The 25,729-nt window shown below is 36.9% G+C and carries 24 protein-coding genes and 1 pseudogene; 13 read left to right on the top strand and 12 right to left on the bottom strand.

Features of this window, described 5'->3' with window-relative positions; translation table 11 throughout:
* The first annotated feature begins 486 nt into the window (after window positions 1-486).
* A complete protein-coding gene (locus RIV7116_RS26150) occupies window positions 487-1,722 on the top strand; it encodes a DUF445 domain-containing protein (protein ID WP_015121339.1) in 1,236 nt (411 codons plus the stop codon).
* 284 nt (window positions 1,723-2,006) lie between these two features.
* Here RIV7116_RS26150 and RIV7116_RS26145 read toward each other — a convergent pair whose 3' ends face one another.
* Entirely contained in the window at window positions 2,007-2,726 is a 720-nt protein-coding gene (locus tag RIV7116_RS26145; RefSeq protein ID WP_015121338.1) for a hypothetical protein, read from the bottom strand.
* A gap of 201 nt (window positions 2,727-2,927) precedes the next feature.
* Between RIV7116_RS26145 and RIV7116_RS26140 the strand changes: the two genes are divergently transcribed.
* Window positions 2,928-3,431: a DinB family protein gene (locus RIV7116_RS26140; protein ID WP_015121337.1), complete on the top strand. Its 504-nt coding sequence runs from the start codon at window positions 2,928-2,930 to the stop codon at window positions 3,429-3,431.
* A gap of 82 nt (window positions 3,432-3,513) precedes the next feature.
* On the top strand, window positions 3,514-4,353 hold the full coding sequence (locus RIV7116_RS26135) for a dienelactone hydrolase family protein (protein ID WP_015121336.1): 840 nt from the start codon (window positions 3,514-3,516) through the stop codon (window positions 4,351-4,353).
* A gap of 104 nt (window positions 4,354-4,457) precedes the next feature.
* Here the strand turns inward: RIV7116_RS26135 and RIV7116_RS26130 are convergent, their stop codons facing one another.
* The 5 genes from RIV7116_RS26130 to RIV7116_RS35290 all read right to left on the bottom strand — a co-directional run bounded on the left by RIV7116_RS26130 (window position 4,458) and on the right by RIV7116_RS35290 (window position 8,941).
* Entirely contained in the window at window positions 4,458-5,048 is a 591-nt protein-coding gene (locus RIV7116_RS26130; RefSeq protein ID WP_015121335.1) for a hypothetical protein, read from the bottom strand.
* A 212-nt stretch (window positions 5,049-5,260) separates the two neighbouring features.
* Window positions 5,261-6,121, bottom strand: a complete 861-nt coding sequence (locus RIV7116_RS26125; protein ID WP_015121334.1) for a helix-turn-helix transcriptional regulator — start codon at window positions 6,119-6,121, stop codon at window positions 5,261-5,263.
* Between the two features lie 38 nt (window positions 6,122-6,159).
* A complete protein-coding gene (locus RIV7116_RS26120) occupies window positions 6,160-7,068 on the bottom strand; it encodes a substrate-binding domain-containing protein (RefSeq protein ID WP_015121333.1) in 909 nt (302 codons plus the stop codon).
* Window positions 7,069-7,114: 46 nt separating this feature from the next.
* Window positions 7,115-7,828 carry a PspA/IM30 family protein gene (locus tag RIV7116_RS26115; protein ID WP_015121332.1) on the bottom strand — a complete coding sequence of 238 codons (714 nt, stop codon included), beginning with the start codon at window positions 7,826-7,828 and terminating at the stop codon, window positions 7,115-7,117.
* A gap of 930 nt (window positions 7,829-8,758) precedes the next feature.
* Complete coding sequence (locus tag RIV7116_RS35290; protein ID WP_198287555.1) at window positions 8,759-8,941, bottom strand: hypothetical protein; 183 nt, start codon at window positions 8,939-8,941, stop codon at window positions 8,759-8,761.
* A 124-nt stretch (window positions 8,942-9,065) separates the two neighbouring features.
* Here RIV7116_RS35290 and RIV7116_RS26110 point away from each other — a divergent pair, with 124 nt between their 5' ends.
* Both RIV7116_RS26110 and RIV7116_RS26105 read left to right on the top strand, forming a co-directional pair.
* A complete protein-coding gene (locus tag RIV7116_RS26110) occupies window positions 9,066-9,776 on the top strand; it encodes a molybdopterin-dependent oxidoreductase (RefSeq protein ID WP_015121331.1) in 711 nt (236 codons plus the stop codon).
* A 378-nt stretch (window positions 9,777-10,154) separates the two neighbouring features.
* Complete coding sequence (locus RIV7116_RS26105; protein ID WP_015121330.1) at window positions 10,155-11,366, top strand: EAL domain-containing response regulator; 1,212 nt, start codon at window positions 10,155-10,157, stop codon at window positions 11,364-11,366.
* Between the two features lie 572 nt (window positions 11,367-11,938).
* On the opposite strand, the gene RIV7116_RS26100 is transcribed toward RIV7116_RS26105, so the two are convergent.
* The 3 genes from RIV7116_RS26100 to RIV7116_RS26090 all read right to left on the bottom strand — a co-directional run bounded on the left by RIV7116_RS26100 (window position 11,939) and on the right by RIV7116_RS26090 (window position 14,667).
* A complete protein-coding gene (locus RIV7116_RS26100; protein ID WP_015121328.1) occupies window positions 11,939-12,736 on the bottom strand; it encodes an SDR family NAD(P)-dependent oxidoreductase in 798 nt (265 codons plus the stop codon).
* Between the two features lie 148 nt (window positions 12,737-12,884).
* Complete coding sequence (locus RIV7116_RS26095; RefSeq protein WP_015121327.1) at window positions 12,885-14,084, bottom strand: MFS transporter; 1,200 nt, start codon at window positions 14,082-14,084, stop codon at window positions 12,885-12,887.
* A gap of 58 nt (window positions 14,085-14,142) precedes the next feature.
* Entirely contained in the window at window positions 14,143-14,667 is a 525-nt protein-coding gene (locus tag RIV7116_RS26090) for a GrpB family protein (RefSeq protein ID WP_015121326.1), read from the bottom strand.
* Window positions 14,668-14,933: 266 nt separating this feature from the next.
* Here RIV7116_RS26090 and rpmI point away from each other — a divergent pair, with 266 nt between their 5' ends.
* The 4 genes from rpmI (at window position 14,934) to RIV7116_RS26070 (ending at window position 17,585) form a co-directional block, all read left to right on the top strand.
* Entirely contained in the window at window positions 14,934-15,140 is a 207-nt protein-coding gene (rpmI, locus tag RIV7116_RS26085; protein WP_015121325.1) for a 50S ribosomal protein L35, read from the top strand.
* Window positions 15,141-15,202: 62 nt separating this feature from the next.
* On the top strand, window positions 15,203-15,559 hold the full coding sequence (gene rplT / locus RIV7116_RS26080; RefSeq protein WP_015121324.1) for a 50S ribosomal protein L20: 357 nt from the start codon (window positions 15,203-15,205) through the stop codon (window positions 15,557-15,559).
* 105 nt (window positions 15,560-15,664) lie between these two features.
* Window positions 15,665-16,582, top strand: coding sequence for a transporter substrate-binding domain-containing protein (locus tag RIV7116_RS26075; RefSeq protein ID WP_015121323.1), 918 nt, complete (start codon window positions 15,665-15,667; stop codon window positions 16,580-16,582).
* A gap of 460 nt (window positions 16,583-17,042) precedes the next feature.
* On the top strand, window positions 17,043-17,585 hold the full coding sequence (locus RIV7116_RS26070; protein ID WP_015121322.1) for a tetratricopeptide repeat protein: 543 nt from the start codon (window positions 17,043-17,045) through the stop codon (window positions 17,583-17,585).
* Window positions 17,586-17,760: 175 nt separating this feature from the next.
* Here RIV7116_RS26070 and RIV7116_RS26065 read toward each other — a convergent pair whose 3' ends face one another.
* Window positions 17,761-18,387, bottom strand: coding sequence for an SMI1/KNR4 family protein (locus RIV7116_RS26065; RefSeq protein WP_015121321.1), 627 nt, complete (start codon window positions 18,385-18,387; stop codon window positions 17,761-17,763).
* Window positions 18,388-18,848: 461 nt separating this feature from the next.
* Between RIV7116_RS26065 and bchB the strand changes: the two genes are divergently transcribed.
* Together bchB and RIV7116_RS26055 are read left to right on the top strand one after the other, a co-directional pair.
* Window positions 18,849-20,375 carry a ferredoxin:protochlorophyllide reductase (ATP-dependent) subunit B gene (gene bchB / locus RIV7116_RS26060; protein ID WP_015121320.1) on the top strand — a complete coding sequence of 509 codons (1,527 nt, stop codon included), beginning with the start codon at window positions 18,849-18,851 and terminating at the stop codon, window positions 20,373-20,375.
* 255 nt (window positions 20,376-20,630) lie between these two features.
* Window positions 20,631-21,491: an RNA methyltransferase gene (locus RIV7116_RS26055; protein WP_015121319.1), complete on the top strand. Its 861-nt coding sequence runs from the start codon at window positions 20,631-20,633 to the stop codon at window positions 21,489-21,491.
* Here the strand turns inward: RIV7116_RS26055 and RIV7116_RS26050 are convergent.
* Window positions 21,412-22,824 carry an RNA-guided endonuclease TnpB family protein gene (locus tag RIV7116_RS26050; protein ID WP_015117597.1) on the bottom strand — a complete coding sequence of 471 codons (1,413 nt, stop codon included), beginning with the start codon at window positions 22,822-22,824 and terminating at the stop codon, window positions 21,412-21,414. The genes RIV7116_RS26055 and RIV7116_RS26050 overlap by 80 nt on opposite strands.
* Window positions 22,825-22,893: 69 nt before the next feature.
* Here RIV7116_RS26050 and tnpA point away from each other — a divergent pair.
* Window positions 22,894-23,306 (top strand): annotated as a pseudogene (gene tnpA / locus RIV7116_RS26045) (IS200/IS605 family transposase).
* 681 nt (window positions 23,307-23,987) lie between these two features.
* Here the strand turns inward: tnpA and RIV7116_RS26040 are convergent.
* On the bottom strand, window positions 23,988-24,437 hold the full coding sequence (locus tag RIV7116_RS26040; RefSeq protein ID WP_015121317.1) for a thioesterase domain-containing protein: 450 nt from the start codon (window positions 24,435-24,437) through the stop codon (window positions 23,988-23,990).
* A 209-nt stretch (window positions 24,438-24,646) separates the two neighbouring features.
* On the opposite strand from RIV7116_RS26040, the gene RIV7116_RS26035 reads away from it, so the two are divergent.
* Entirely contained in the window at window positions 24,647-25,369 is a 723-nt protein-coding gene (locus RIV7116_RS26035; RefSeq protein WP_015121316.1) for a phosphatase PAP2 family protein, read from the top strand.
* The last annotated feature ends 360 nt before the right edge of the window (window positions 25,370-25,729 follow it).

The following is a 25,729-nucleotide window of genomic DNA, read 5'->3' as shown; positions in this document are numbered from 1 at the left end:
TTATCAGTCAGGACTTACGCAATTGTCATAATACTCTGCTGGTGCGTGACACTGAATACATTGTTACTACGTTCACAGTTACTCAAAGTGTCACAGCACCCTACAAGAACAATGTGCCGGTTACGTAAGTCCTATCAGTGCTGCATAACCGGGAATTATTTAATTAAAATATGAAATTGTCTGTTAGCAGATTTTTGAGGAAATTCCTGAATTTGTCAAAATTCAATCGTCATCTAATAATTATGCATCTATTTTTCGCGTTCAACGGTTTAATTAGTTTATAAAACGGGAGCATCTGACTTGTTGGTGAGTGACTTGCGAGGAAGATGTATGCTCTTGCAAACACACTGCGTTAAGGCGCTTACAAATTTACACCCGCACGGATGCTACCAATAAAACTGCTTACCTATTCATAATTTATAACTCGTAATTTCTCACTGTTAATTCCCAACCCTAACTCTCAACTTTTAACTCCTAACTTCTATCGTGGCTTTTTCTAATCTCTTGTTCTATATCACTCCCCCCTTAGCAGGTGGAATTATCGGCTATTTTACGAATGATTTAGCCATAAAAATGTTATTCCGTCCTTACCGAGCGCTTTATATAGGGGGGAAAAAACTTCCATTCACTCCCGGATTAATACCTCGCAATCAAGAGCGTTTAGCTAGAAACGTCTCTAAAACGATCATGCAGTCGTTGCTAACACCGGAAGAATTGCAGAAGCTAGCACGAAGATTGTTAGAAAGAGAACGAGTAGAAGCAGGAATTTTGTGGTTGCTGCAAATGGCAATCGACCAAATTAAAGATGATAGAGACCAAAAAACTACTAGAATATTGGCAGGAATTCTTAAAGATTTGCTGGGAGAATCACTACCGCGCTTATTGAAAGTTTTAGCGAGACGAGAAGATTTTTTAGAAGCGCAAATAGATCAAATATTTGACCAGATATTACTAGAATTTCAACTTACCGACGTTCAAGCATCTCGCTTAGCAGATTGGTTGCTACAAGTTGTTTTACCGCCGGATACTATTCGTTTAGCCATAGTTGATTTTCTCACAGACAGGACAATTCAAACCATTGACGAAAGTTTTCGCGAAAGAACCAGCGGTACCTATTGGGTAGTAGCCAATCTTTTCGGCTTACGCAACAGCTTAACCCGTTTGCGTACATACTGCTTAGACGAAAAAGATGCAACAAATGCACGCATTCGAGAATTAACTCAAGACTTACAACTTCGCGATCGCATTCGTAGAATTGTCCAAAATGTCTCCCTACAAAACTTACCAATTGGTACGGTACGACAGTTGCGAAAAACCACGGGGGATGCCGTTCGTCAATATATAAGAACCAGTGGTGGTGATTTATTAGAAGGCTTTAGCAAAACCTTAGATTGGGATAAAATTGCGCGTTTACTATTAAACCGTTTGAGTAATTCGCAAGTAATGAATTCATCTTTAGAAGTAGTCAGTAAAGAATTAGCATTATTATTAGAACGTTATTTAGAAAGAGATTTAGAACAACTCGTTGCTCAAGCAATTCCAATATTATCAATTGACCAAGTAATTATTGATAGAATCAAATCAACGTCACCCGCAGATTTAGAAAACGCCATTGAAGGTATTGTAAAAAATGAATTACAAGCTATTGTAACTTTAGGTGGTATTTTAGGTTTTACTGTTGGGCTACTTCAAACATGTCTATTGTTAATTAGTGGTAGATAGTAGGGTGTTATGGCGACAAAAATTTGGATAATAATTAGTAAATAGCCGATGCCGTAACGCACCATCATATTTACAAAACATATCCGACAAGAAATTATTTTAATTACTTGTAGTAATCCTTTTGATTAATTTTGACGGGTATATGTAGGACTCCTCCGCAAATTTTTGAAAAAATAATAGCTTTGATTCTCAGTATACCTAGCAAGATTCAAGCAAGATTCCTATAGTAATTAAAATATTTTCTACCCCCCTCTAGCTCTTCTTCCCCCTCTAACACCTCTTTATTACTGCGGAATAAAAGTTATATCAAAAGAAGTCCATCTATCATTGATTTGCTTTGGTTTTCCAACTTTAAAAAATCCAGATAATTTTCGATTTTTTTCATCGTAATTGGTTACTTTTCCCCAGTTATAACCGTTTCCTGCTTGCTGCATAAAATAAGTATTAAACTTTGAATTTTGCTTTCTTGGTTTTTCACTTACTTCAAAAAAAGGCATACTTTGCTGAGAACGATAACCTTGCGGTATATTTTCGCCAAAAACTATTTCTAAATAAACTGTTTTACCGATATTATCCTGCATAAAAGTATTGAATGCTGAGGGGCTTTGACTCAAGCTACCAATAAAAATCGGAACGTTTGCTTTTTTCAACTGAACTTTATTTTCAGCAATCCAACGGTTAGCAACTTTATCAAATTGTTCGACTCTCAAATTATTACGATTAATTCGATAACGCTCGAATATTAGCTTAGGGTTAGCTACACTAGGACATCCATTACCATGCTTTTCATGAACAATAAAATCGAAAAATGAAGTAGTCGCGTTGACTGTAACGAAAGAAAGACAATTCATCCGCACATTACGATATTGACTATCATTTAATATCCGTGCAGCAACAGTTTGTAAAGCAGTATTTTTATCCAGTAGTTGAGATTGAGCTTTTGCTGGTACTGCTGTAGCAAATAAGAAGGGTAGGACAAACAAAGATGTTAATTTACTATTCATATAGATTTAATATTTTTTCAAAAAATTTCGATAAATCCAGTATTTTTACTGATACCACATTCATCTTAATTAAACAAGCTTTACATCTAATTTATATTTGCAATATTTGTGTAAAATGTTAATAACCTGAATTAATAATGATGTCATCTCAAATATTTAACAAAGGAAAGATGTTAGAAAACTAAAAACCGAGCTTTGATTATGAAATTAAAACAACACTTTTTTACTCTAACGCAATATCATCATTGGGCTTTTAAACGTCTTTATGAATATCTTGAATCTGTATCGGAAGATGATTATCGTCGCGAATGCGGCTTATTTTTTAAAAGCATCCACGGTACGCTTAATCATAGTTTATTAGCAGATAAACTTTGGTATGGGCGCTGCATTAATCAACTATTTACTGTTTCTGGACTAGATGAAGAATTATGTTCGGATAGAAAGCAGCTTGAAACCGAAATTAAAAACCAAACAGCCAAATGGAGCGAATTTTTACAGGATACTGATGCAGATAAATTAGGAAGTATTATCCAATATCGAACTACACAAGGTAGCGAAAAATCTTTACAGCTTGCGAATATTCTCAGCCATATAGTTAATCACGGAACTCATCATCGGGGACAAGTTTCTGCTGCAATAACACAGTTTGGTTATTCAGCACCAGAAATTGATTTACCTTACTTTATTGCAGCCCAGAATCAGTGAAAGCTGCTAATAAATTTAGCGCATTTTCCTCTGAGCATGATACATTCTTGATCAAACATATACTTAATAATTAATCAAAAAAGTGACACAAAATAACTTTGGCAGACGGGAATTACTTATTGCTAGCTTGACGGCAGGATTTGCAATGGCGGTACAGCCAATTTATGCTCAAGTTATTAAAACGGAAACTTCTGGATTAATTGCAGGTGCAGTAAAAATTCCTGTTGCCGACGGAGAAATCCCCGCTTATCGAGCCATGCCAGCTAAAGGTGGCAATTTTCCGGTAGTGTTAGTAGTGCAAGAAATATTCGGCGTACATGAATATATCCAAGACGTTTGTCGTCGTTTTGCTAAACTCGGATATATGGCGATCGCTCCTCAAATGTTTGCGCGTTATGGTGATGTTTCTAAACTAAATAATATTCAAGAGATTATCAGCAAAGTTGTTTCCAAAGTTCCCGATACTCAAGTACTTTCCGATTTAGATGCAACGGTAGTTTGGGCTGATAATTCCGGTAAAGCTGATGTAGATAAACTTGGAATCACAGGTTTTTGTTGGGGTGGTAGAATCGTTTGGCTATACGCAGCACACAGCCCTCAACTTAAAGCAGGTGTGGCTTGGTATGGAAGATTGGAAGAATCGCGTACTATTCTACAACCGCAATATCCCGTTGATATCGCACCATTAATTAAAGCACCGGTGCTTGGGCTTTACGGCGGTGAAGATACGAGTATTCCCATTAGCGATGTGGAGAAAATGCGAGCAGCTTTGAAACAAACTAAAACAGCAACTCAGATAAAAGTTTACCCCAACCAACCACATGGTTTTCATGCCGATTATCGCTCCAGTTACAACGAAGAAGCAGCAAAAGATGGTTGGTTGTTATTACAAAATTGGTTTAAAAAATATGGTGCGATTTAATTTTGAGGATAAAAAAATCATGTTTCTGGATTTTTATAGTCCCCACTAATTAGTAACAACTTTCTTTTAATCAGAAGTTGGAGAAACAGCGCCACTTTAATAGCTTAAACTAATTTTTTCTCCCTTCTTCCCGCAGTAAATCTCAACACCATCGCTAAAATCAGCAAAAGTAAAAAAGGTAAAGCAATATAATCCGATTTAGAAAGCTTCAAGCCATATTCAAACAGCAAACCCAACCATAAATAATGCATCGCTGTTTTGTGCAAAATTTTCCAGCCACGTTTACCCAACCATTTCGCTGGAATTTTGAAAGAAGTGATAGTCAAAGCAATCAGTAAAACATAACCCAAAGTTCCCAAAGGTTCAATCTGGGGAGCAGCACCGTTAGTCACAAACCATAAACCAACCAAAGCTATAGCATGATAACTATGAGAAACAGCCATCGATAAACCTAAATATCGACGGTTTTTCAACATCCATATAGAAAGTGGTGTTTTCCAAATTTTTTGAAGCGAAGAAGCAGCAAAAGCACTAACAAAAAATATCAGCGAAGTACGCCCGGTAAATCTTATAGCCATTCGCATTCCTTCTTCACTAATACCGTGAATCAGCGCGACAAAAGCACATATCGTCCCTACCAGTAAAGCCGAAAAACCCACAATCCGCCATTCTTGCAACGGGAACTTACTATCCATTATGTTCAGTTCATATTCAACAATTAATACGAACTCAGCTTAAAAAAACATCCCCGCGAGCGTCTTGCCTAATTTTCCAAAATTTATTCTATTCTTCTTGAATTAATGATTGGGGAATTGGGCATGGGGCATTGAGGAGATGGAGATAAAATCTAAAATAACTCCTCACTCGCCACTCATAACTTTTAACTCTTCCCCTCTCCCTTCTCTAACTAAACCCCATCCCGAAACCTTTTCGGAGTCATCTTAGTATGTTGGCGAAAAACTCTTGTAAAATGACTTTTATTTTGAAAGCCAACTTCTCCGCAAATTTCTACGATTGTTAAATCTCTTTTCGACAACAATTGCTTTGCTTTTTCAATTCGAGATTTCATTACATATTGATAGGGTGTTATTCCCATAGATTGTTTAAACAAAGTCGCGAAATAATGTGGACTCATACAAATAATCGCGCTTAATTCTGCTTGAGTTAGTTTTTTGTCTAAATTTTCTTGAATATAGTCGGTGACTTCTCTTAATTTGTAATTAGACAATCCATCGCTGTATTGTTTAATTTGCGGTTGACGCGATGAATACCTGCTCAGTAAATGTATTGATAGCGCTGTAGCCATAGACTCGGCATAAAACTTGCTTCCTGCGCCGTTTAGTTCCAATTCTGCCTTTAATGCCAACCCTATATTTTCAATTAAAGGGTCGCGTATATGCCATTGCGGAACTAACTCAATATTATCTACATTACCTAATTCACAAGCATTCCGATTAATAAGTGTGGGGTCAATAAATAACTCAAGCAAAGGAACCTCGCGGTCAATTAGCGTCTTCGGGAACCCTTGATTTGCGGGAATAATTGCAATATCACCTTTAGTATAATCTACTTCATGCCAGCTTCCGTTAAACATATAGCTAGCACGAAAATCACCGCGAGCAATGATAATAAAATGCTGACCAAAATCAATTTCAGGCATTTCATTACGCGGTTCTATTTCATAGATGAGATTCAAGCCCTGCCATTGGGCATCAAAGCTTTCTAATAAATGCAAATGTACCGGAGGCTCATCTTTAGCAATTTTCACTTACTAACTACTAACTACCAACTACTAACAACTAACTACTAATTACCAAAAAATCCAGCTTGTTGTCCTTCGGGGGAAGTTGTATAACCTAAAAATGCTTGTACTTGGGGGCTGGGAGGATTTTTGTAAACGTAAAACAACTTTCGAGTATAAGGATAGTTAGAAGCTTGGGGTGTCATACCGTCTATAGGAAGTACTCTTGCTGTTGATTGATTTTGAACCTGAGCATAGGTAGCATAGCCAATACCGTTATTACCGAGGGCGCGTATTAATCCCGTAGTTTCATCCCTTGGTAGTGTGGTGATATTTGATGTGGTAGCAAAATTATTTCCTTGCAGCACTAATTCCTTGAAAGCTTGATGGGTACCGCTAACTGGAGGACGATTAATCACCTGGATGTTACCATTTGAGCCACCCACTTGCGACCAATTATTAACTTTTCCCTGAAAAATATCTGCGACTTGATTGCTGCTTAATTTTTTAACAAAAGTATTATCTATACCGATAATAATTGCGATCGCATCGTTTGCAACGGGTACTGCAACTAATCCCTGACTTTGTTCTTGTTGAGTTAAAGGTCTGGAAACCGCAGCGACATCAATCGTACCATCTATCAGTCCCTGAATACCATTACTGCTACCTCGGGCACGGGTAAATACATTCGTACCTGGAAATTTGCTCTCAAAACCTCTTTTGAGATTTTGATTAATTGTCACCATGCTAGTAGAGCCATCGATATCTATGGTAGTACCGCTAGGTACGGAAGCTGGTGCGGGGAAAGCTTCAGCTATAGGTTGATTATCTTGAGAAACTGGATTCTCAGAAGATATTTGATTGCTTGTTTGGGGTGCGGTGTCGCGTTTAAAAAACCACCAATAACCACCACCTATTAGGGCTAGGGCTATAAGTATATAAACAATTGGAGGAGGACCGCTTCTTTTACTCATAATACTTAATTAATTTGTTAATTTGTTTGTTTATTTGTCGATCTACTTATTCTGGTAATTGCTTAGAGTCGGATTTTTCTAACATTTGTAAGCGACGGGCTACTTCGTCATCTAAAGTCATGTTTTCTAGATCGGCTTGCAGTTTTTCAGCTGGATTTTCTGAAAGTCTAGCTAAAGCCTCTGCACTTAAATTCCGACGTTCGACAGCACCTTTAGCGGATTCAAACTGACTTTTAGCCGAACCGATATCAAATTCGTTATTAACTTTGGCAATCTGTTCTAATGCTGCATTCACCTCGGAGATATCTTTCATATTTTGCATGTCAGCTTTATAAGCTTCTAACTTAATCCGCTCTCTGTTTAGTTTGTCCGTAGAAGCACTTACCGCAGTTTCAGCCTGTTTAACCATTTCTTCAAGCCTGGGTAAAATTTGTTCGGCTTGGACAACTCTAGTCATAGCCATTCGTGCAGCTTCTTGATTACCCTGCTTCTGCGCTATTAAAGCTTGATTTTCAAAGGTTTTTAACTCTTTAACTTTTTCTTCGTATTTCTGCTTTGTTCTTTTATAAGCAGCCTCTTGCGAAGCAACAGCTTGAGCCAACTTTTGCACTGATTCTTGCATCGATTGTAGAGATTCTTCTGCAACCGCTACAGCAACCTTACCACCAGACTCTACAGGCAGTCCCCACAGCCAATTCCAAACTCCGTATATAGTGCGTCCGGCTTTTTCACCCATTAACCAATAAACAGCTTTTTTCATAGTATTAAGATTATTTAAGGGAATAATTCTATATATATATACTTCACTATAATATTCGGGAATTATGAAAATCGCTACGAAAAACTTTGAGAATCGTTAATAGTCTATTGGATTAAATTTAATTGGTTTTTATCGCAATCCATCGACGGATTGAATACGCATACAGTCTTTTTGATATAGTTAAATACCAGTAGAAAACTTTTAAAAATATTACTTAATTGTACTTAAGCTTGACAGCAACCTAGCCATCAAAAAATCGTATTATATGTGGTAAGTGCTATTTTTAGCTAAAGCAAATAATAATATCGTTATGGAAGTCAATATATAAAAAATTTGCTAATTTTCTTGTCTTTATCTATACATAGAATCAATATTTAACTTCTATTTAAAGTAACCGTTCACAGGATTAGACGTGATGCCAAAAAAATAGGTACACATAGATGGTAAATTAAGAGGCACAGACACAAACTGCCTCGTTTATAGAATTGAAATTCCCAATTCGGATTGGGATAGCATTCAGGCTAGTGTAAAAGAGCTGGCGGAGAATTTGGGAAAGCGCATCAAAAAAATCAGAAGAAGAATTAGCAAATTCGGAAGCACGCAATCAAGAACTTAAGAATAGGGAGATTACTTCGCTTCGCTCGTAATGACGCATTTACGTTACCCTTACGTAAGTCCTAGTATGAATATTTAGCTACGAGGTAATAACCTCTTTATACATGATATGCAGTCAACACAATATTTCTATCAGGACTATAAATTGATTCGACTCTGGGATACTCATCATGTCACCACCACACCTTAATTCTTCCTCCTTGCCCTGGTGCGGCTCCTACTTCAAAATACCCAGCATTTAACATTCTTTTTTCAAATTCATTTGACGGTAGCGTTTTGGTGGTAAATTAAGCTAATCTCTGTATGCTGTGCTTATCAAGCGTCATAACTACCTTGATAAGAAGTAAATATCTTGTAACCCGGTAGAACTACGGCTACACCACTAGAACTGTGTATCGTACCGGGATACCTATAAGGATTGTCATCGGGATAGCTACCACCAAATATTAATGTAAACCAGGGACACCATATATAGATGCCCGGTATCAATAAATTCATGGGCTTGTTGTCGCAAAGCACAATTCATAGTTATCATTTATACGCTAAAAAAATAACTTTATTCACAGCATTTATTGAAGCATTGCACGCTCTACAATTAAATAGATAGCTAAGCAATATCACCATGAAACCAAACTTATATATTACCCGTCGTAAATTATTGCAAGTTTCTGGATTATCTAGCATAAGTTTACTTTTAGGTGGCTGCGGTACTCCTCTGTTTGAAGATTTAGTGGGCACCCTTTCTGAGCCGTTGAATCAAAATTTACAATCTTTATTATTAAAACCTCAAACACCGGTACCGGAATTTTCCCCGAATGAAATCGAACCGGAAGCTTTAATTGTTAATACATATCGATTTACCCCAGTTATTAACCAAGAAAAATTTCGTTTAATTATTGATGGTGAGGTAGAAAATCCTCTGAGCTTGAGTATGGAAGATATCAAAAATTTACCTTCAACTTCTACAATAATTCGTCACGTTTGCGTTGAAGGATGGGCTGCAATTGTCCAATGGGGTGGTATTCGTTTGCGCGAACTTGTGGCTTTAGCACAACCAAAACAAAGCGTTAAATATGCCTATTTTAAATCTGCCGATGGTTATTATTCTAGTTGGGATATTGCTTCAGCTTTGCACCCTCAAACACTATTAGCTTACGAGAAAAACGGCGAGTCTTTACCAGTAGATAACGGTGCCCCCTTACGCTTGGCTTCACCGATTAAACTTGGCTACAAACAAAGTAAATGGGTTACAAGAGTAACTTTAGTTAGTCAATTATCACGATTTCAAGGCTATTGGGAAGATCAAGGTTATGAATGGTTTGCGGGATTATAACAAAGAAAAGTCACCATTTCTTTAGGAAAATGATTTTTGATTCGCAACTCGTGATTTATTTTTTCTATTAATACTATTTCTTGTACTCTATCGCTACGATTTTATGATGTGGACTCCTCCGCAGATTTTTGAAAAAATAATTTAGCTCAAAGCTGGCTGTACGAAGGGTTGATTCTCAGTACACTTAGTAAGATTCAAGTAAAATTACTATATGTAGCATAAGTAATATTAGTGTCATTACTGATACAAATTTTAGCTTGGCGATTGTAAAAAGGTATATATCTATAAATCTCAAAGCTTAACAATGATTTACATAGAAGTTGTAAAAAATTTTTGTCATTGCTTTGGGATTAATTGATTTATTACCAGAGGTTCAGAATGACTAAGATTTTAGTAATCGAAGATGAAGAAGCAGTACGTGAAAATATTTTAGATTTATTAGAAGCCGAAGATTTTGAAGTTATTTCTGCTCCTAACGGTAGAGTCGGAGTTGATTTAGCGCTTAAGGGATCGCCAGATTTGATTTTATGCGATTTGATGATGCCAGAAATCAACGGTTTTGCAGTATTAGCATTATTACGCGAAAAGTTTAACACATCTGCTGTACCTTTTATATTTTTAACAGCTCGCTCTGCAAAAGCAGATTTTCGTCAAGGGATGGAATTAGGGGCTGATGATTATCTAACTAAACCATTTACACGTGCAGAATTATTAAGTGCAATTTCCACAAGATTGCAAAGACAAGCAGCTATTATCAAAAATCCAGCTTCCCATGCAGATGTGAAAGCATACCCTAGGGAAATGCGAATTATAGAAAGTACTTTGCGTCGCACCATCGACAAAGGTCATTTTCGCGAATTTCAAATGTACTATCAACCGATTGTTGATATAAAATCGGGCAACATGATTTCAGTGGAAAGCCTGATACGCTGGTGGAGTCCCAAATTGGGTTTAGTTTCCCCTGCGGAGTTGATTCCTTTAGCAGAATCTACTGGTTTAATCGTACCTTTGAGTGATTGGATATTAGAAACTGTTTGCAAACAAACCCGTACTTGGTTAGATAGTGGTTTAGAAGCTATACCGGGCTGTGTAAATATATCTGCGGCTCAATGTGCCCAACCTAATTTTGTTGAAAAAGTTGCAAATTGTCTATCTACTAATAATTTAGAACCCCACTATTTAGAATTAGAATTTTCCGAAACCACAATCATGCAGGATGTGAATAAAACCATTGATATCTTGCAGCAATTAAAATCATTAGGTGTAAAAATCACAATGGATGATTTTGGTACCGGCAATTCCTCTTTAATTTATTTGAAAAAAATTCCCTTACACACGATAAAAATCGATAACTATTTTATTTATAATTTGCCTCAAGACGGTCAAAAATTAGCAATTACTAAAGCTTTAATTCAAATGGGACAAAATCTGAATTTAAAGGTTGTTGCCGAAGGAGTAGAAACCGTTAGCGAACTGAACATTCTGCGCGATTTAAGATGTCATGCTATGCAAGGTTTTCTTTTTACTCAACCTTTGCAAAGTGCTGATTTTGAACAAATGTTAATCAGCAAGCAAACTTTGCATATTTAGTATTTAGTAGTAAATGATTTATAGGCTGGGTGTATTTGGCATAAATTTGGGTAAATCCGGACGGGTAGGTATGCTCATCCCACAAAGTCTGTATGATATTGAGGTGTTCCTTATTTATCCGCAAAATGCTGTAGTAATTATCTAGTTTAAAGATGAATGTTTTTAATGTACTTCTATTTCGCTGCTAGTTTCTATAATTTCAGAGTGCTATCTCTAAAGAAAATTTTATATTAAGCAGTTTATTTTGCAGCTTGGCTTAGAGGTATTAACAATTAATCATCATATTTTAAATATTAATTAATATGCTTCCTGATGCGGTAGCATTATCTTCAAAATACCAATTTGATGGGTGGGTTACAGTAAATTTACAACTGTTCTTTTTCCTGTCGAATTCTAAAAACCTGCAAAACACGCTACAAGAAAAATAACAATGTGCCAGCGGCGTAATTACATAATTACTACTACATAACCCTGACTTATATTAATTTTCTATTACCTATGACGAAACCCCACAGATAAGATAGGTGTGTAAATAAAGGTAAGGGGAGCAAAATGCCCCCTAATTGATGAATCTAAATACTTGCAACTGAACCACCATCAACGCGATAATTTGCACCAAGCACAAAGCTTGCTTGCTGCGAACATAAAAAGGCAATTACTGCGGCTACTTCTTGGGCTTTACCACGACGTTGAAGTTCGAGATGAGGACGATCATTTTTCAAAAATTGGGCAATAGCTTCTTCAAAACTAATTCCTTTCTCTTCTGCTTGCTGTTTCATCATCGCGTCTGTCATGGGAGTCGCAATGAAAGCGGGAGAAACTGAATTTATCAGTACGCCATCTTTTGCGTAGGCTTTTGATAATCCCTTAGCTAAATTGAGTACGCCAGCTTTGGCAGCACAGTAAGGTAGTTCGTCTGTGTAAGGTTGTAAAGCATCTTCGGAACTTATCAAAACCACCCTTCCCCAACCAGATTCCCGCATTGAAGGAATGAAAGCACGACAAACCCGCACTGCTGACATTAAATCGACTTCGATTGTGTTGTGCCATTCTTCATCAGTTATTTCCAGGAAATCTCCCGTTGCTCCGGTAATTCCGGCTGCATTAACTAAAATATCAACCTTGCCAAAACGTTGCAAAATTTGGCTTTTCGCATTTTCTACTTGTGCAAGCTCTCGTAAATCAGCTTTAACGTACATTACCTCGCCAATTTTTCCCACTTCTTCGGCAGCTTGCTTTAACTTTTCGTCAGTTTTATCAATTAAAGCAACTTTTACACCTTCAGTAATAAGTAATTTTGCAGTGGCAATACCAATACCAGAATCACCACCAGTGACGACAGCAATCTTATCTTTAATATTAAAATCCATAGTTCAGCGAGCAGTGAACAGTAACCAGTGTATTTGATGGGTTTTGATATTTTTATCGCTCTGGGGTTTTATTTTTTAATGCTAGGAAAGAAGGATTTACATCACTTTCGATGGTTGAATTTTTGTCTTGATTGGGGTTTTGATGAAACTATATTTTGTTTTCTCGCCGAATAAATTTACTTGCAACAACACATCCTAAAACTAGACAAAATGCGATCGCGCTCATCAAAGCGGCAAACTGTGGTGAAATTGCTTGGGGTTTACTAAATATCGAACCAAAAATACTCATTGCTAAACCAACACCACCAAAGTACATCCCTATACCCAATCCTCCTCTATCAGGAGGAACCATTTCTAAAGCAAAGGGGATTGTACCGTTCAAAATGAAACTGCTGCTAATTGCTAAAGGAGCTAGAAGTATAATATTTGCCCCAATCAAAGGTAGCAGTAGCATTAACAAAACCACTATACCAATACCACCAAGCATCGCTTGACGATTACCAATTTTTTTGGCAATTAAACCAGCAGGTAAAGCCGCGATAGCTGCTGTAATCCCGAATATCACCATTTGCAACTGAATATTATCGCTATTTAATTCAAGTTTGAGAAATTTACTAACTCCATCAAGCAACAACCGATAACCCCAAGCAAAACTACCACCTAAAACAAAAATTAACCCCAGTGCTTGAAAAGATATAGGTAAGGGTGCTTGTGCTTGGTGTTTATCAACTGGTTGATCGGATACAACTTCCGGAGGATGAATAAATCTCAATACTACTGCCGAACCTAACAGTACAAAAGAACCAAAAGCAAAGGTCACAATTGGACCAAAACTAAGCAGTAAATCATTAGCAGCAATTCTAAAAGAACCAATAGCTCCGCCAATTAAAGTTAAGACACTGACTGCCATTGGTAAACTTTTTGGCATTGCATAGCGTCCCAACAAAGACAGTACCGGACTGCGAAATACCGTCATTGCTAAAGCCCAAGCTACTAGCAACGGTGGCAAAATAAATTTAAATACCGTTGTTGGTGAAACAAAAGTAACAACGCATGGAATCGCAATAAACAAAGCCGAAGAAAGCAAAACCCCAACCATAATAAAAGGAAAGCGACTTGCAACCCAACGTTGTTTGTTATCGGAAAGCGAACCCATCAAGGGTTCCATAAACACAGCTAAAGCATTTTCTAAAATTAGCAAGCTTATTGCCAAAGATTTAGAGAAACCGAATTGCACTAATAACTTCGGCAAGTAAAAATTGTAAATTACCCAGCTAAGAGTAATTGCACCCTGCACCATTGCCAAACCACAAACCTGAAGCCACAGGATTTGTTTACCGTTATTCATACTTAGAATGCCGAATTACTACTTCTAAAGTTTAATTTTCAACCTAACAAAGAATATTCTATAGGTTAAACTCTTGACGAGTTTTTTCCATGACTTGTCGAATATAATCGGTTTTTGCTTCTGTATAAGCTTCCCTATCGTGACGAAATCGCGCTGCTAAATCCCGCTTCAATGTTTCATATCTTTGCGCTTCTTCTGGGTGAGTGCTTAAATAATCTCTAAATAATCGACGCTGCCAAAATCCACCATTAATCTTCACTACGTGAACGTGATGTGTACGCTTTGTTCCATATGGTGGCATTCCTTTAACAAAAAACATTCTTTCGGGATTGGGATTATCAGCCCAATATACATAACCCAAATCTTCTAAAGGTTTAATAATTTTTGTCGCATCAGATAAATTGCGTAACCCAACCATAATATCGATAATTGGTTTTGCAGCTAATCCCGGTACCGCAGTCGAACCAATATGTTGAATTTCCGCAATAAAATCTTTTTCCACGACTGCGCGAATAGCTTCCGCTTCTGCTTCAAACATATTCGCCCAATTTGGGTTATGTTTTACAATCTCTATTTCATCCATTAATAAGTAGGGTGTGTTATGGCAAGACAAGTAATTATGGTAATGACAGAGTATATTGATTTCGCGCCTAACGCACCATCATAATATTAGGGTTGTATATAAAATTTGATGGTGCGTTGCGCGGAGTGACAACACACCTTACAAATAATTGAGGTATTGATTTTCCTTTTGCACAAAAGGGATTAGATTTTCATGATTTCAATGCGGCAGATTACAAATTAAGACTTATAATATGGGATTGTGTCTATGTGTAGAAACATAAAAAAATGCCTAAACTAAAATCTCGCAAAGCTGCTGCGAAACGATTTCGGGCTACTGGTACTGGTAAAATCGTTCGTCGCAAAGCTTTCAAAAACCACATTCTAGAAAAGAAGACTACCGATAAAAAGCGTAAATTTTCTAAAGCGGTACTCGTTGACGAGCGCGATGCAGATAATGTACGCGGTATGCTTCCATATTTACCAAGAAAGTAGATTTTGGAAAATAATTACAAAATTATTGCAAAATAACTGAAAAACAACAGAAACATTAAACTATGCCAAGAGTAAAGCGCGGTAATGTTGCTCGCAAACGCCGCAAAAAAATCCTTAAACTAGCCAAAGGCTTCCGTGGTTCTCACTCTACCTTGTTTAGAACCGCTAACCAACAGGTAATGAAAGCTTTGCGTTACGCTTATCGCGATCGCAAGAAACGCAAGCGTGATTTTCGTCGTCTGTGGATTACTCGTATCAATGCTGCTTGTCGTCAGCACGGCATGAGCTACAGCAAATTCATGGGTAATTTGAAAAAGTCAAACATCGAAATTAATCGTAAAATGTTGGCTCAAATGGCGATTTTAGATCCAGATGGTTTTAGCAAAGTTGCCGAAATGGCTAGTCAAGCCAAAGGTTAAATTGCACGACACAAAAATTTTAGATTTTAGATTTTAGGATATGTACTCAAAATCTAAAATCTAAAATTAAAAATTGATTCACGGATGTAACTGGTGTTGCAATAGATGATTGATTGGTTTATTTCGCGGTTAATTTATCGACATAATCGGCAATACAATGGTTGGCGTAAGTTACATCTATTACTATCCGCTGCAATATTTCTATGCTCCACTTGTTTGTTCCTCAATGTTGGAACATCACCCGCATTTGCTGTATCTTTACAAGAAATTCAGCAGCGCGGCTATATTACTGTTGCAGTCAAAGATAATCTTCCCCCGCTAGCATTTCGAGACGAAAACGGCGATTTACAAGGATTAGAAATAGAAATAGCGCAAAGATTAGCGAAAGACTTGTTAAATAAATCAGAAGCTAATAATTCAGAAAAATTAGATAAATTAGATAAATTAGTTAAATTTAAACCCGTCACCAATCAACAGCGACTCAAAGCAGTTGAAAAAGGTGAAGTAGATATGGCAATTGCTAAAGTAACGGCAACACCTTCACGACAGCGCATTGTAAATTTCAGCGTTCCTTACTACTTCGATGGTGGGATTGTAGCGATAAAAAACACATCATTTCAAAAACTATCCGACTTAGAAAACAGTAAAATAGCCGTTCTCAAAAACTCCAGCACCATAGCCGCATTAAGATATTACCTCCCGAAAGCCGAATTAGTTGGAGTTGATTCCTACTTAGAAGGACAAAGACTAATCGATAACAACCAAGTAGCAGCCTTTGCCGCCGATATAACAAGTTTGAGCAACTGGATAAAACAAAATCCTCAATACCGGTTGCTACCGACAAAAATATCAACACAACCCTTGTCAGTAGTAATGCCGAAAGGATTGCAATACGACGAACTGCGAAGAAAAGTAAGTCTACTAATTGGTAGTTATTTACAACAAGGCTGGTTGAAAGAGCGCGCACAATATTGGGGTTTGCCAATGGACAGTTATCAGTTATCAGTGAACAGTGAACAGTGAGCAGAATGTAGAATGTAGGTTGTTTCAAAACTCCTAAAGGTTACAAACCCCTGTTTACTCCTTTCCCGGTAGAAGATTACCGTTTGGATTGAGGGAGAGAGTGAGAGAGGGAGGGAGTGAGGGAGAAATTTTAATAGGAAATCTTAGAACAGAATGGGAGTAAGAGCGAAAGTTCTATAATCTGACATGTTGCACAAGTGTCAGAAACCGGGTTCGTTTTTTGCTAACGACATAATAATATTTTTACGACAAGAAACCCGGTTTCTCTGGGCTTAACGATAATGTTGCAATATGTAAATCAAAATAAACTTAGAAAAAAATCTTTAGCAATTCGTAATTTTTTCTGACGAACAATTCCAGTATCCTAATAATTAACTTAAAATAACTGATTACTAGTGACTGGTTACTGCTAACTGCTCACTGATAACTGCTCACTGATAACTGCTCACTGATAACTGATATGAATAACGATTTAGCAACTATCTATCTATCTATTCTAGTCGGCTTGCTGTTTATAGCAGTTATAGCCGTTTTTCGTCAGATATTTAAATCTCGCAAACAAGAAGGTTCCTTTTCTAAATTACGCTCTAAATTAAAGAAAGAAGCGGGTTCGGTCAAAGAGTATTATGAATTAGGCAGCATTTATTCTCAGAAAAAACTGTTCACCCAAGCAATTAGCCTGTTTCAAAAAGCAATAAAATCAGCAGAATCAGAAGAAGAAACAGACGCTCAAACAGAAGATTATGTAACCTTAGCTTACAACGGCTTAGGTTTTGCATATTTTGCCCAAGAACAATACGACTTATCAATTCGCAACTATAAAGAAGCCATCAAAAGACAACCTGAATACGTTACAGCATTAAATAATTTAGCTCATGCTTACGAACGTAAAAAGTTGAATGCTCAAGCTTTGGAAAATTACGAAAAAGTATTAAAGCTTGATTCTAAAAACGCTACCGCCAAACGTCGCGCCGAATCTTTGAGAAGGTTGGTTGCGGCGTAAGTTGGGGATTAGATGTGTTTTCCGCATCATCGCTGCCGACACCCTCAAGGGTGCGGCTACATTTACAAAGTTCGTCTTCACTGACTAAAATTTCTAGCCCACGCAGGTGGGCTTTGCAATTGTAGCCCCACTCTTCTAGGGTGAGGGCTGCCAGGTATGGTGGGCATCAAATTTATCAACCAATCAAAGTTAGCCCCGGATTGTATTTCTGAAAAATCGGTTCCATTTTCTCTTCATCCCAATCTAGAAAATTATCTTCACTTAAATAATAAGCACCTGTTTCAAAATATTCTGCTAAAGTTTGCATCATTGATGTCAAGCTTCGGAATATCATACTTAAATCTAATGCATCGCTTATATCTATTATCGGTGAATCTTGCTGCTGTTCTTTACTCAATAAAACAGCGCAAAAACAACAATTAGAACGAATAAATGGGAATAAATATGTATCGCTGTAAATATCTACTTGGTTCGCGTCTAATAATTCAAATATAGCTTGAAAATCTTCATGTTCTTGAATATCAACATTATCAACAATACCCAAGTGATATTCTATCGCTTCATCCAAAGGCATAAATGCCATCGAAGGATAAGCTAAGGATTTTAAATCCTCACCACCTTCAACACCATTTCTCCAACGATACAATTCATATATCTCTTCGGGTAATTCTAATTCAACACTCGCTAATTTCTCCCGAATTTCTTCATCACTTAAACTCGGTAAAAATGAAGCAGCATAATCTGGTCTATTTTTCTCCAACCACCTCATGATTTGGTTGAGAGAATCAGTTAAAACTGACATAATTTTACTTGTAATTTTTCAAGATTCTAACTCATACAATGCTTAATAACCGACGCGAAAACTCTCTCAAACTTCTTCCCTCTGCGCTCTTCGTGTCTCTTTTTAATATTTTTAAATCCGGAAATGGTGCGTTACGGCATTTTCAATGGTAATTTATATTTCAACACAATGGTGCGTTACGGCATTTTCAACATAGTAATTAATAATCCAACATATCGAAGCCGTAACACACCCTACAAGACTTAATTATCATTAATTATTTTTAACAAGAACGTTACTTAACTTATTAATAGCTTTTTAAATCTTGAATTGTTAGAAAAATTAACCGTTAAATCAACTTCTATTAACTTCTCTGTTTCATAACTAGTTATTTTGCGACAATTGAGAACGTTAATAAATTAAAGCAATTATAGTCCTAATCTTTGGACAACTTTAGTTCTATAAAACGGAGAACATTTTTCATGAAATTAGCTTACTGGATGTATGCAGGTCCCGCTCATATTGGTACTTTGCGCGTTGCCAGTTCTTTTAAGAACGTTCACGCCATTATGCACGCGCCGATTGGTGATGATTATTTTAATGTGATGCGATCTATGTTGGAACGCGAACGCAATTTTACTCCAGTAACGACTAGTGTTGTTGATCGTAATGTTCTTGCTCGCGGTTCTCAAGAAAAGGTTGTGGATAACATTACCCGCAAGGACTCTGAGGAACATCCTGATTTAATCGTATTGACTCCGACTTGCACTTCCAGCATTCTCCAAGAAGATTTAGAAAATTTTGTGGAAAGGGCGCAAATGGATGCTAAATGTGATGTGATGCTGGCTGATGTCAATCACTATCGCGTCAATGAATTGGAAGCCGCTGACAGAACTTTGCAGCAAGTTGTCAAATACTACATTGAAAAAGCGCGTAAAAAAGGCGAACTTCCAGAGGGAAAGACTGAAAAACCTTCTGTAAATATTATTGGTGTTTCAACACTCGGTTTTCATAACTTGCACGACTGCACCGAGTTGAAAAAGTTGATGAACGATTTAGGTGTTGAAGTTAATGCTGTCATACCAGAAGGTGCTTCCGTTCACGAGTTGAAGAATTTACCCCGCGCTTGGTTTAACTTAGTGCCTTACCGCGAACTTGGCATGATGTCAGCTAAGTATTTAGAAACCGAATTCGGAATGCCTTACGTTGATATTGCTCCAATGGGTGTAGTAGAAACTGCTCGCTGTATCCGTAAAATACAGCAGGTAATCAATCAACAAGGTGCAGAAGTCGATTACGAAGAATTTATCAACGAGCAAACCCTGCACGTATCTCAAGCAGCATGGTTCTCTCGTTCCATTGACTGTCAAAACTTAACAGGTAAAAAAGCCGTTGTATTTGGCGACAACACCCACGCTGCTGCTATCACCAAGATATTAGCGCGGGAAATGGGGATTCACGTCGTTTGGGCTGGTACTTACTGCAAATATGACCAAGAATGGTTCAGAGAGCAGGTTAGCGAATACTGCGACGAAGTACTGATTACCGACAATCATGCTGAAATAGGAGATGCGATCGCTAGAGTTGAGCCTTCAGCAATTTTCGGTACGCAAATGGAGCGTCATGTAGGTAAGCGGTTGAATATTCCTTGCGGTGTAATAGCTGCTCCGATTCACATTCAGAATTTTCCCATCGGATATAAGCCATTTATGGGTTATGAAGGAACCAATCAAATCGCCGACTTAGTATATAATTCCTTTACCTTGGGAATGGAAGATCACCTATTAGAAATCTTCGGTGGACACGATACCAAAGAAGTAATTACCAAAGGAATATCCGCCGAATCCGATTTAGGCTGGACAAAAGAAGGATTAGCAGAATTGAACAAAATTCCCGGATTTGTACGCGGAAAAGTGAAGCGAAATACCGAAAAATTTGCACGGGAAAGAGGTGTTAAAGATATTAACGTTGAGGTGCTTTACGCTGCGAAAGAATCTGTTGGTGCTTAGTTAATTGAAATAATGCCCACACCCTAGAAGGGTGGGGCTACATAAACAAAGCCCACCTCCGTGGGCTAAAAATATGCTTTTTCAGTCCTCTTAAGAGGACTTTTGCTATTAGACAGATTTGAATCCCTGGCGGATGAGAAAGCCGATTTACCATGCTAAAATACTAAAACAATTCAAAATCAGCGGCATAATTACCGCAACATCTCATGTTAACTAAAGTGAATTTCGTCACGAGCCAAGTCGCTCTGAAGGAGGATGGCTCTTGGTAATATTTCTAATCAAACCCAACCGTTAAAACTTGAAAGTCATGCAGCCAAACTCAACGAAATACGCAAGCTGCAAACTCACCGAACATACCGCGATTCCACAAAACAATTCTATGTAGAAGGTATTCGTAACTTTATTAGAATTCTTGATAACAAATTTGATATTTCCACCATCATTTATAGTGAGAAACTGCTGACATCTGTAATTGCTCGCAAACTAGTACGTCAAAAACGTCGCGCTGGAATACCCTGCCTCAACATTTCACCCGAAAAATTTCGCACTATCTCCCATACAGAAAAAGCTTCCGGTGTAGGTGCCATTGTGCATCAGCATTGGACGAAATTGCATGATATTCCCTTGCAAGAACGAACCTGCTGGATAATATTAGAAACAGTGCGATCGCCAGGAAATCTTGGTACATTAATTCGCACTTCCGAAGCATTTGGGGGTGCTGGTTTTATCTTTCTGGGAAATAGTATAGACCCTTTTGACCCAAATGTAGTTAGAGCTTCAATGGGTTCTATCTACAACCAAAAATTTATCCGCACTGGTTACTCTAAATTATACAAATGGTTGCAAAATCATAATTGCCATGTAATTGGTGCTTCTCCAGACGGTGCAGTTGATATTCATAAATTTGAATATCCGGCAACAACAATGATTTTTCTAGGAGAAGAAAGAAAAGGATTAACTCAACAACAGCGGGATTTGTGCAAACATCTCGTTCGTATTCCCTTGACATCTCCCAGCTTTGAAAAAAACTGGGATTCTAAGCAGTTGTCACTCCGTAGTCTAAAGACATACTGCGTGACATTGTTTGCTTGCGATAAGACCTTTTTAGATTACTAAAAATATCGTACCGTTTGGGGTGTGTCAAAGCACCCCGTTTAATTATTTCAAAAGCTAGTTTTGCGATGCCGGAGTTAATAAAAATCTGGTCGGCAACCTTTCGTAGAATGTTAGATGCTGCATTTAAATCTGCATGAATCAATAAACCGTCTTTTGTGCGGTATACATCTCTACTAATTCTTTTACCTGATGGCTTCCATTCTATGGGTTTTGCACCGTATTGATGTAATTCATCATTATCAATAAAAGAAGCTTTAGAAGTATACTCCTCAGTGGTTATGTGGAATCTAATACCATATTCTTCACACAATTGTCTTAACCTCTCAATAAGTCTTTTGGTTGGCATTGAAACAACTTCATAATTATTGTTTCTACCAATATTAATGTTGGTTTTATTTCCCTCATTCCAACCAATTACTAAATTCCCGATACCGTCTTTTAAGCATTTATTGATGATAAACCTAGCGGCTTTATTTACTGCATCTCTGACTTGTAAATTGCGTTTTGCTGTGATTCTATCAAGGTAATTGTCCCAGTATCTACTAGGTTTGTTTTTCTTATGTTGCTGTACTTGATTTCGATATTTATGGAGTGCAGTTTTTAGCTGTGGAGATTCAACAATAAAACTTTTACCAAGGGTAGTAACTGCTGACAACCAAAACTTTACACCGTGATCAATGCTAATTGCATGATTGTAGTTAAGACTCTTATTATTTATAATTGGCTGTTTACCATCGTCTATCACCCAATCAACCCAAAACTCTCCACGACTAGGACGAATAATTACTTCTTTAATCCAATCAAAGCTAATAAATTCGGGCAAAATAAGCTTAATTGATGTTATTAATTCAGGCTTTGTTGCTTTACTGATTGAGGGATAAATATAACCATTATGACAAGCCAAGGCTTGTTTTGGGAACGTAACTGCGAATAAACCACCAGACTTTCTGTACTTGGGAATTGATGGCCTACTGCCATCTCCTAAGTAATACTTATCCACTAATTTATTGTAACTAGTTATTGATTCTCCTACTAACTTTAATGTTTGTTGTGCAGCTTGTGCAGCCAATGAAAAGTAGTGAATGCAAGTTTTAAGCTGTTTATCTAAATGATAATAATTAGTTTCTAATCTGTAAGTTTTCCAACCACTTCTAAGTTCATCTCCACACCAGTAAGTTGTATTAGCCTTTCTTTCAAGTAGCATTGCATAATGATTCTGGCGTGCCAGATAAATAGCAGAGTTATATAAACTGTTTGAATGCTCACACTGATCTACCCAGAAAGCTTTTTCTTCATCCGTAAATTTTGCTTTTATTGGAACTGTTTTGTACACTTGACCACCTCCTTGTTTATTAATATAGTTGATTCAACATAAATAATCAACAAAAAACCCTGATATAAAATGGCTAAGTTGTCAGCGTCAGATTATGAATACAGAAGGGCTGAAAAATCCGTGTCATCGATAAATTATCACTTTGTGTTTGTCCCAAAAAGACGTAAAGCAGTATTAGTTAATGAAATCGCTATGCGGCTACAGGAAATTATTTTTGAGTTAGTAAAAGAACATGGCTGGAGATTAATCGCTCTTGAAGTGATGCCAGATCATGTACATATGTTTATCAACTCACCGCCACATGAGTCAGCTTCTCAAATTGCAAAGTGGGTTAAGGGTAGAGCATCTAATATTCTAAGGAAGGAATATCCACAGTTAAAAAATTACCTACTTTGTGGAGTCCTAGTTACTTTGTAGCTACTACAGGACAAGTAAGTACCGACGTTATTCGTAAGTATATTGAGAACCAAACTAGTAAATAAAAGAAACACGGAAAGTTAAAACTTTACCTGTCCGTTTCATCCCCTGGTTATAAACCAGGGGTTCTCACGTCCCAAGATATTTTGATAGCCAATACATGTGATTCTCTAAACTTAGCCGTTGCGGGAAGTTTGATGATGTATGAGATTTATAGAGCGCAGAATTTGGTTAATTCCTAGTATTGTATGATTGTAGGTTGGGTGAAGGCGCACAGAAAATAGTTGCACAAATACGAGAAATTTATCTTGCGCCGTAACCCAACATTTTATTGTGGCAATTCTCGATAAATTCAATAAATTGAAATGTGTTTGTTTATATTCATTATAATCCTGTTAAACATGGGTATGTTAAAGCTCCAAGAGATTGGCAATACTCAAGTTTTATGTCGTATGTAGAAAGAAAAGTATATGATATAAATTGGGGAGCAGAAGAATACATAGAATTTCCCGCAAATATAGGAAATGAATAATAAGTATTGTAGGTTGGGTGGAGGCGTACAAGAAATAATTCTAGAAATACGATAAATTTATTTTGCGCCGTAACCCAACATTTAATTGTGACAATTCTCGATAAATTCAATAAATTGAAATATGTTTGTTTTCAGTAAATAATGTTGGGTTACACTACGTTTCACCCAACCTACTAAAATAAATTTACTTTAACACCAACAAATACCTCCTCCCTTACCCCCTCAAAGCCACATAAACCCCCGTAAAACTCCCCGCTTTCACCCCATCCCCGAAAACATCAACATCCAACTCAATCCTACTCTTCGATTTCCTCTCCAACATCTTGATAAACCTCTCCCAAACCTCCACCGAAGGAAACGGACAAATAGCCATAAAATCCCCATCAATCGGCTGAAGATATTCTATATAATTACGCTGAATCACAATCCTTGAAGACAAAGATAAAGCCTGCAAATTAGCATGAACTAAAGTCCATCCGGCAAGAATTGCTAAAGCCGAAACGCTACCACCAAAAACTGTTGAACGATGATTTATATTTGGTAATAAAGGTGCTTTTAACGTAATACCATTTTCATCAACTTGCTTAACTTTTACCTCCATACTTTTAGATAGGGGAATATGTTGGTGAAGGTAGCTTTCAACTTCTGCAATATTGGGAAGCATAATTTCCAAAAAATTACTTACTTTCAACTTAGCCCACGCAGGTGGGCTTCCTAACTGTAGCCCTACCCTTATAGGGTGAGGGCGATTTTGATTAAATTCTAGATATTAAATTTTACGTTGCCTTAAGCTAACTTTGTTATTCTCAATAAAGCTAAATATTAACGTATTGCAAAACACATTCAACCGTACATATCTATTAATTTAAACTTATGTCTGACTACACTAATAAATTAATTCAAGGTTGGAAAGAACAAGTATCTTCGCGACTATCCCCTTTACTATCATTACTTTGGGTTGGAGGTTTTGCCGTTGCTGCGTTTTGCGTGTGGGGATTTTTTAAAATAGCAGAAAAAGTATTTGCTGAAGAAACCACAGAATTTGATACGGCAATTTTGCAAAGCATTTACGAACAACATACTCCTTTCTTAAATCAAATTATGACTGGGATTACTTTTTTAGGTAATGGTTCAACTTTAATTTATCTCAGTTGCCTTGTAGGGATAGTTTTATTAGTTAGCAGAAAATTTGCCAGCGCTTTTACATTAATTATCGTCACTTCAGGGGGTATCGGCTTAAATGTATGGTTAAAAAATATATTTGCTCGCGTGCGCCCAGCTTTATGGGAGCGTATTGTGGATGCTGCTTCTTATAGTTTTCCTAGCGGACATGCTATGGTTTCTTTGGTTGTTTACGGTTTCATTTGTTATTTACTAATAGCTAATTTTCGTTATTGGAGTAGCATTTGTTTATTTTTAACTACTTTATTAGTTTTAGCTATTGGTTTTAGTCGTCTTTATCTAGGAGTTCATTATCCTACAGATATAATTGCTGGATATGCTGCTGGTTTAGTATGGTTAATTAGCTGCATTCTCAGCTTGGAAATTCTCCAGTTTTTGTTTGGCAAGCAGAATCAAAAAGCTGTTAGCGATTAATTAATTACAAAATTTTATTTGTTTGACATCATACTAAATCCTCTTTATCTAATTGACTCAAGATACAGAGGATTTATATTCTAGTTAATTAAAATCGAATTATAAAACCAATTGATATAAATTTTGCAAAAGGAGCATCTTGCCGGTTTAAATCCAACTTAGATTAAACTAATTCATAGATACTATTGCAAAAATGTCCTTAAGGAATTAATGCAACCGACTTCAATCACTACGCTTAAGCACTAATATCACATTAATTTACCATTTGAAGAAATAAATATAAAAGTTATTTTATTGATACTTATACTGATATCTGTAAAATAATAGCTATCAAAAATTACAATACATATCTATTACTTA

This window comes from Rivularia sp. PCC 7116, from assembly GCF_000316665.1.
In the GTDB taxonomy this organism is placed as follows: domain Bacteria; phylum Cyanobacteriota; class Cyanobacteriia; order Cyanobacteriales; family Nostocaceae; genus Rivularia.
Note: the sequence above shows the minus strand (reverse complement) of the source record. Positions and strands in the feature narration are given on the sequence as shown.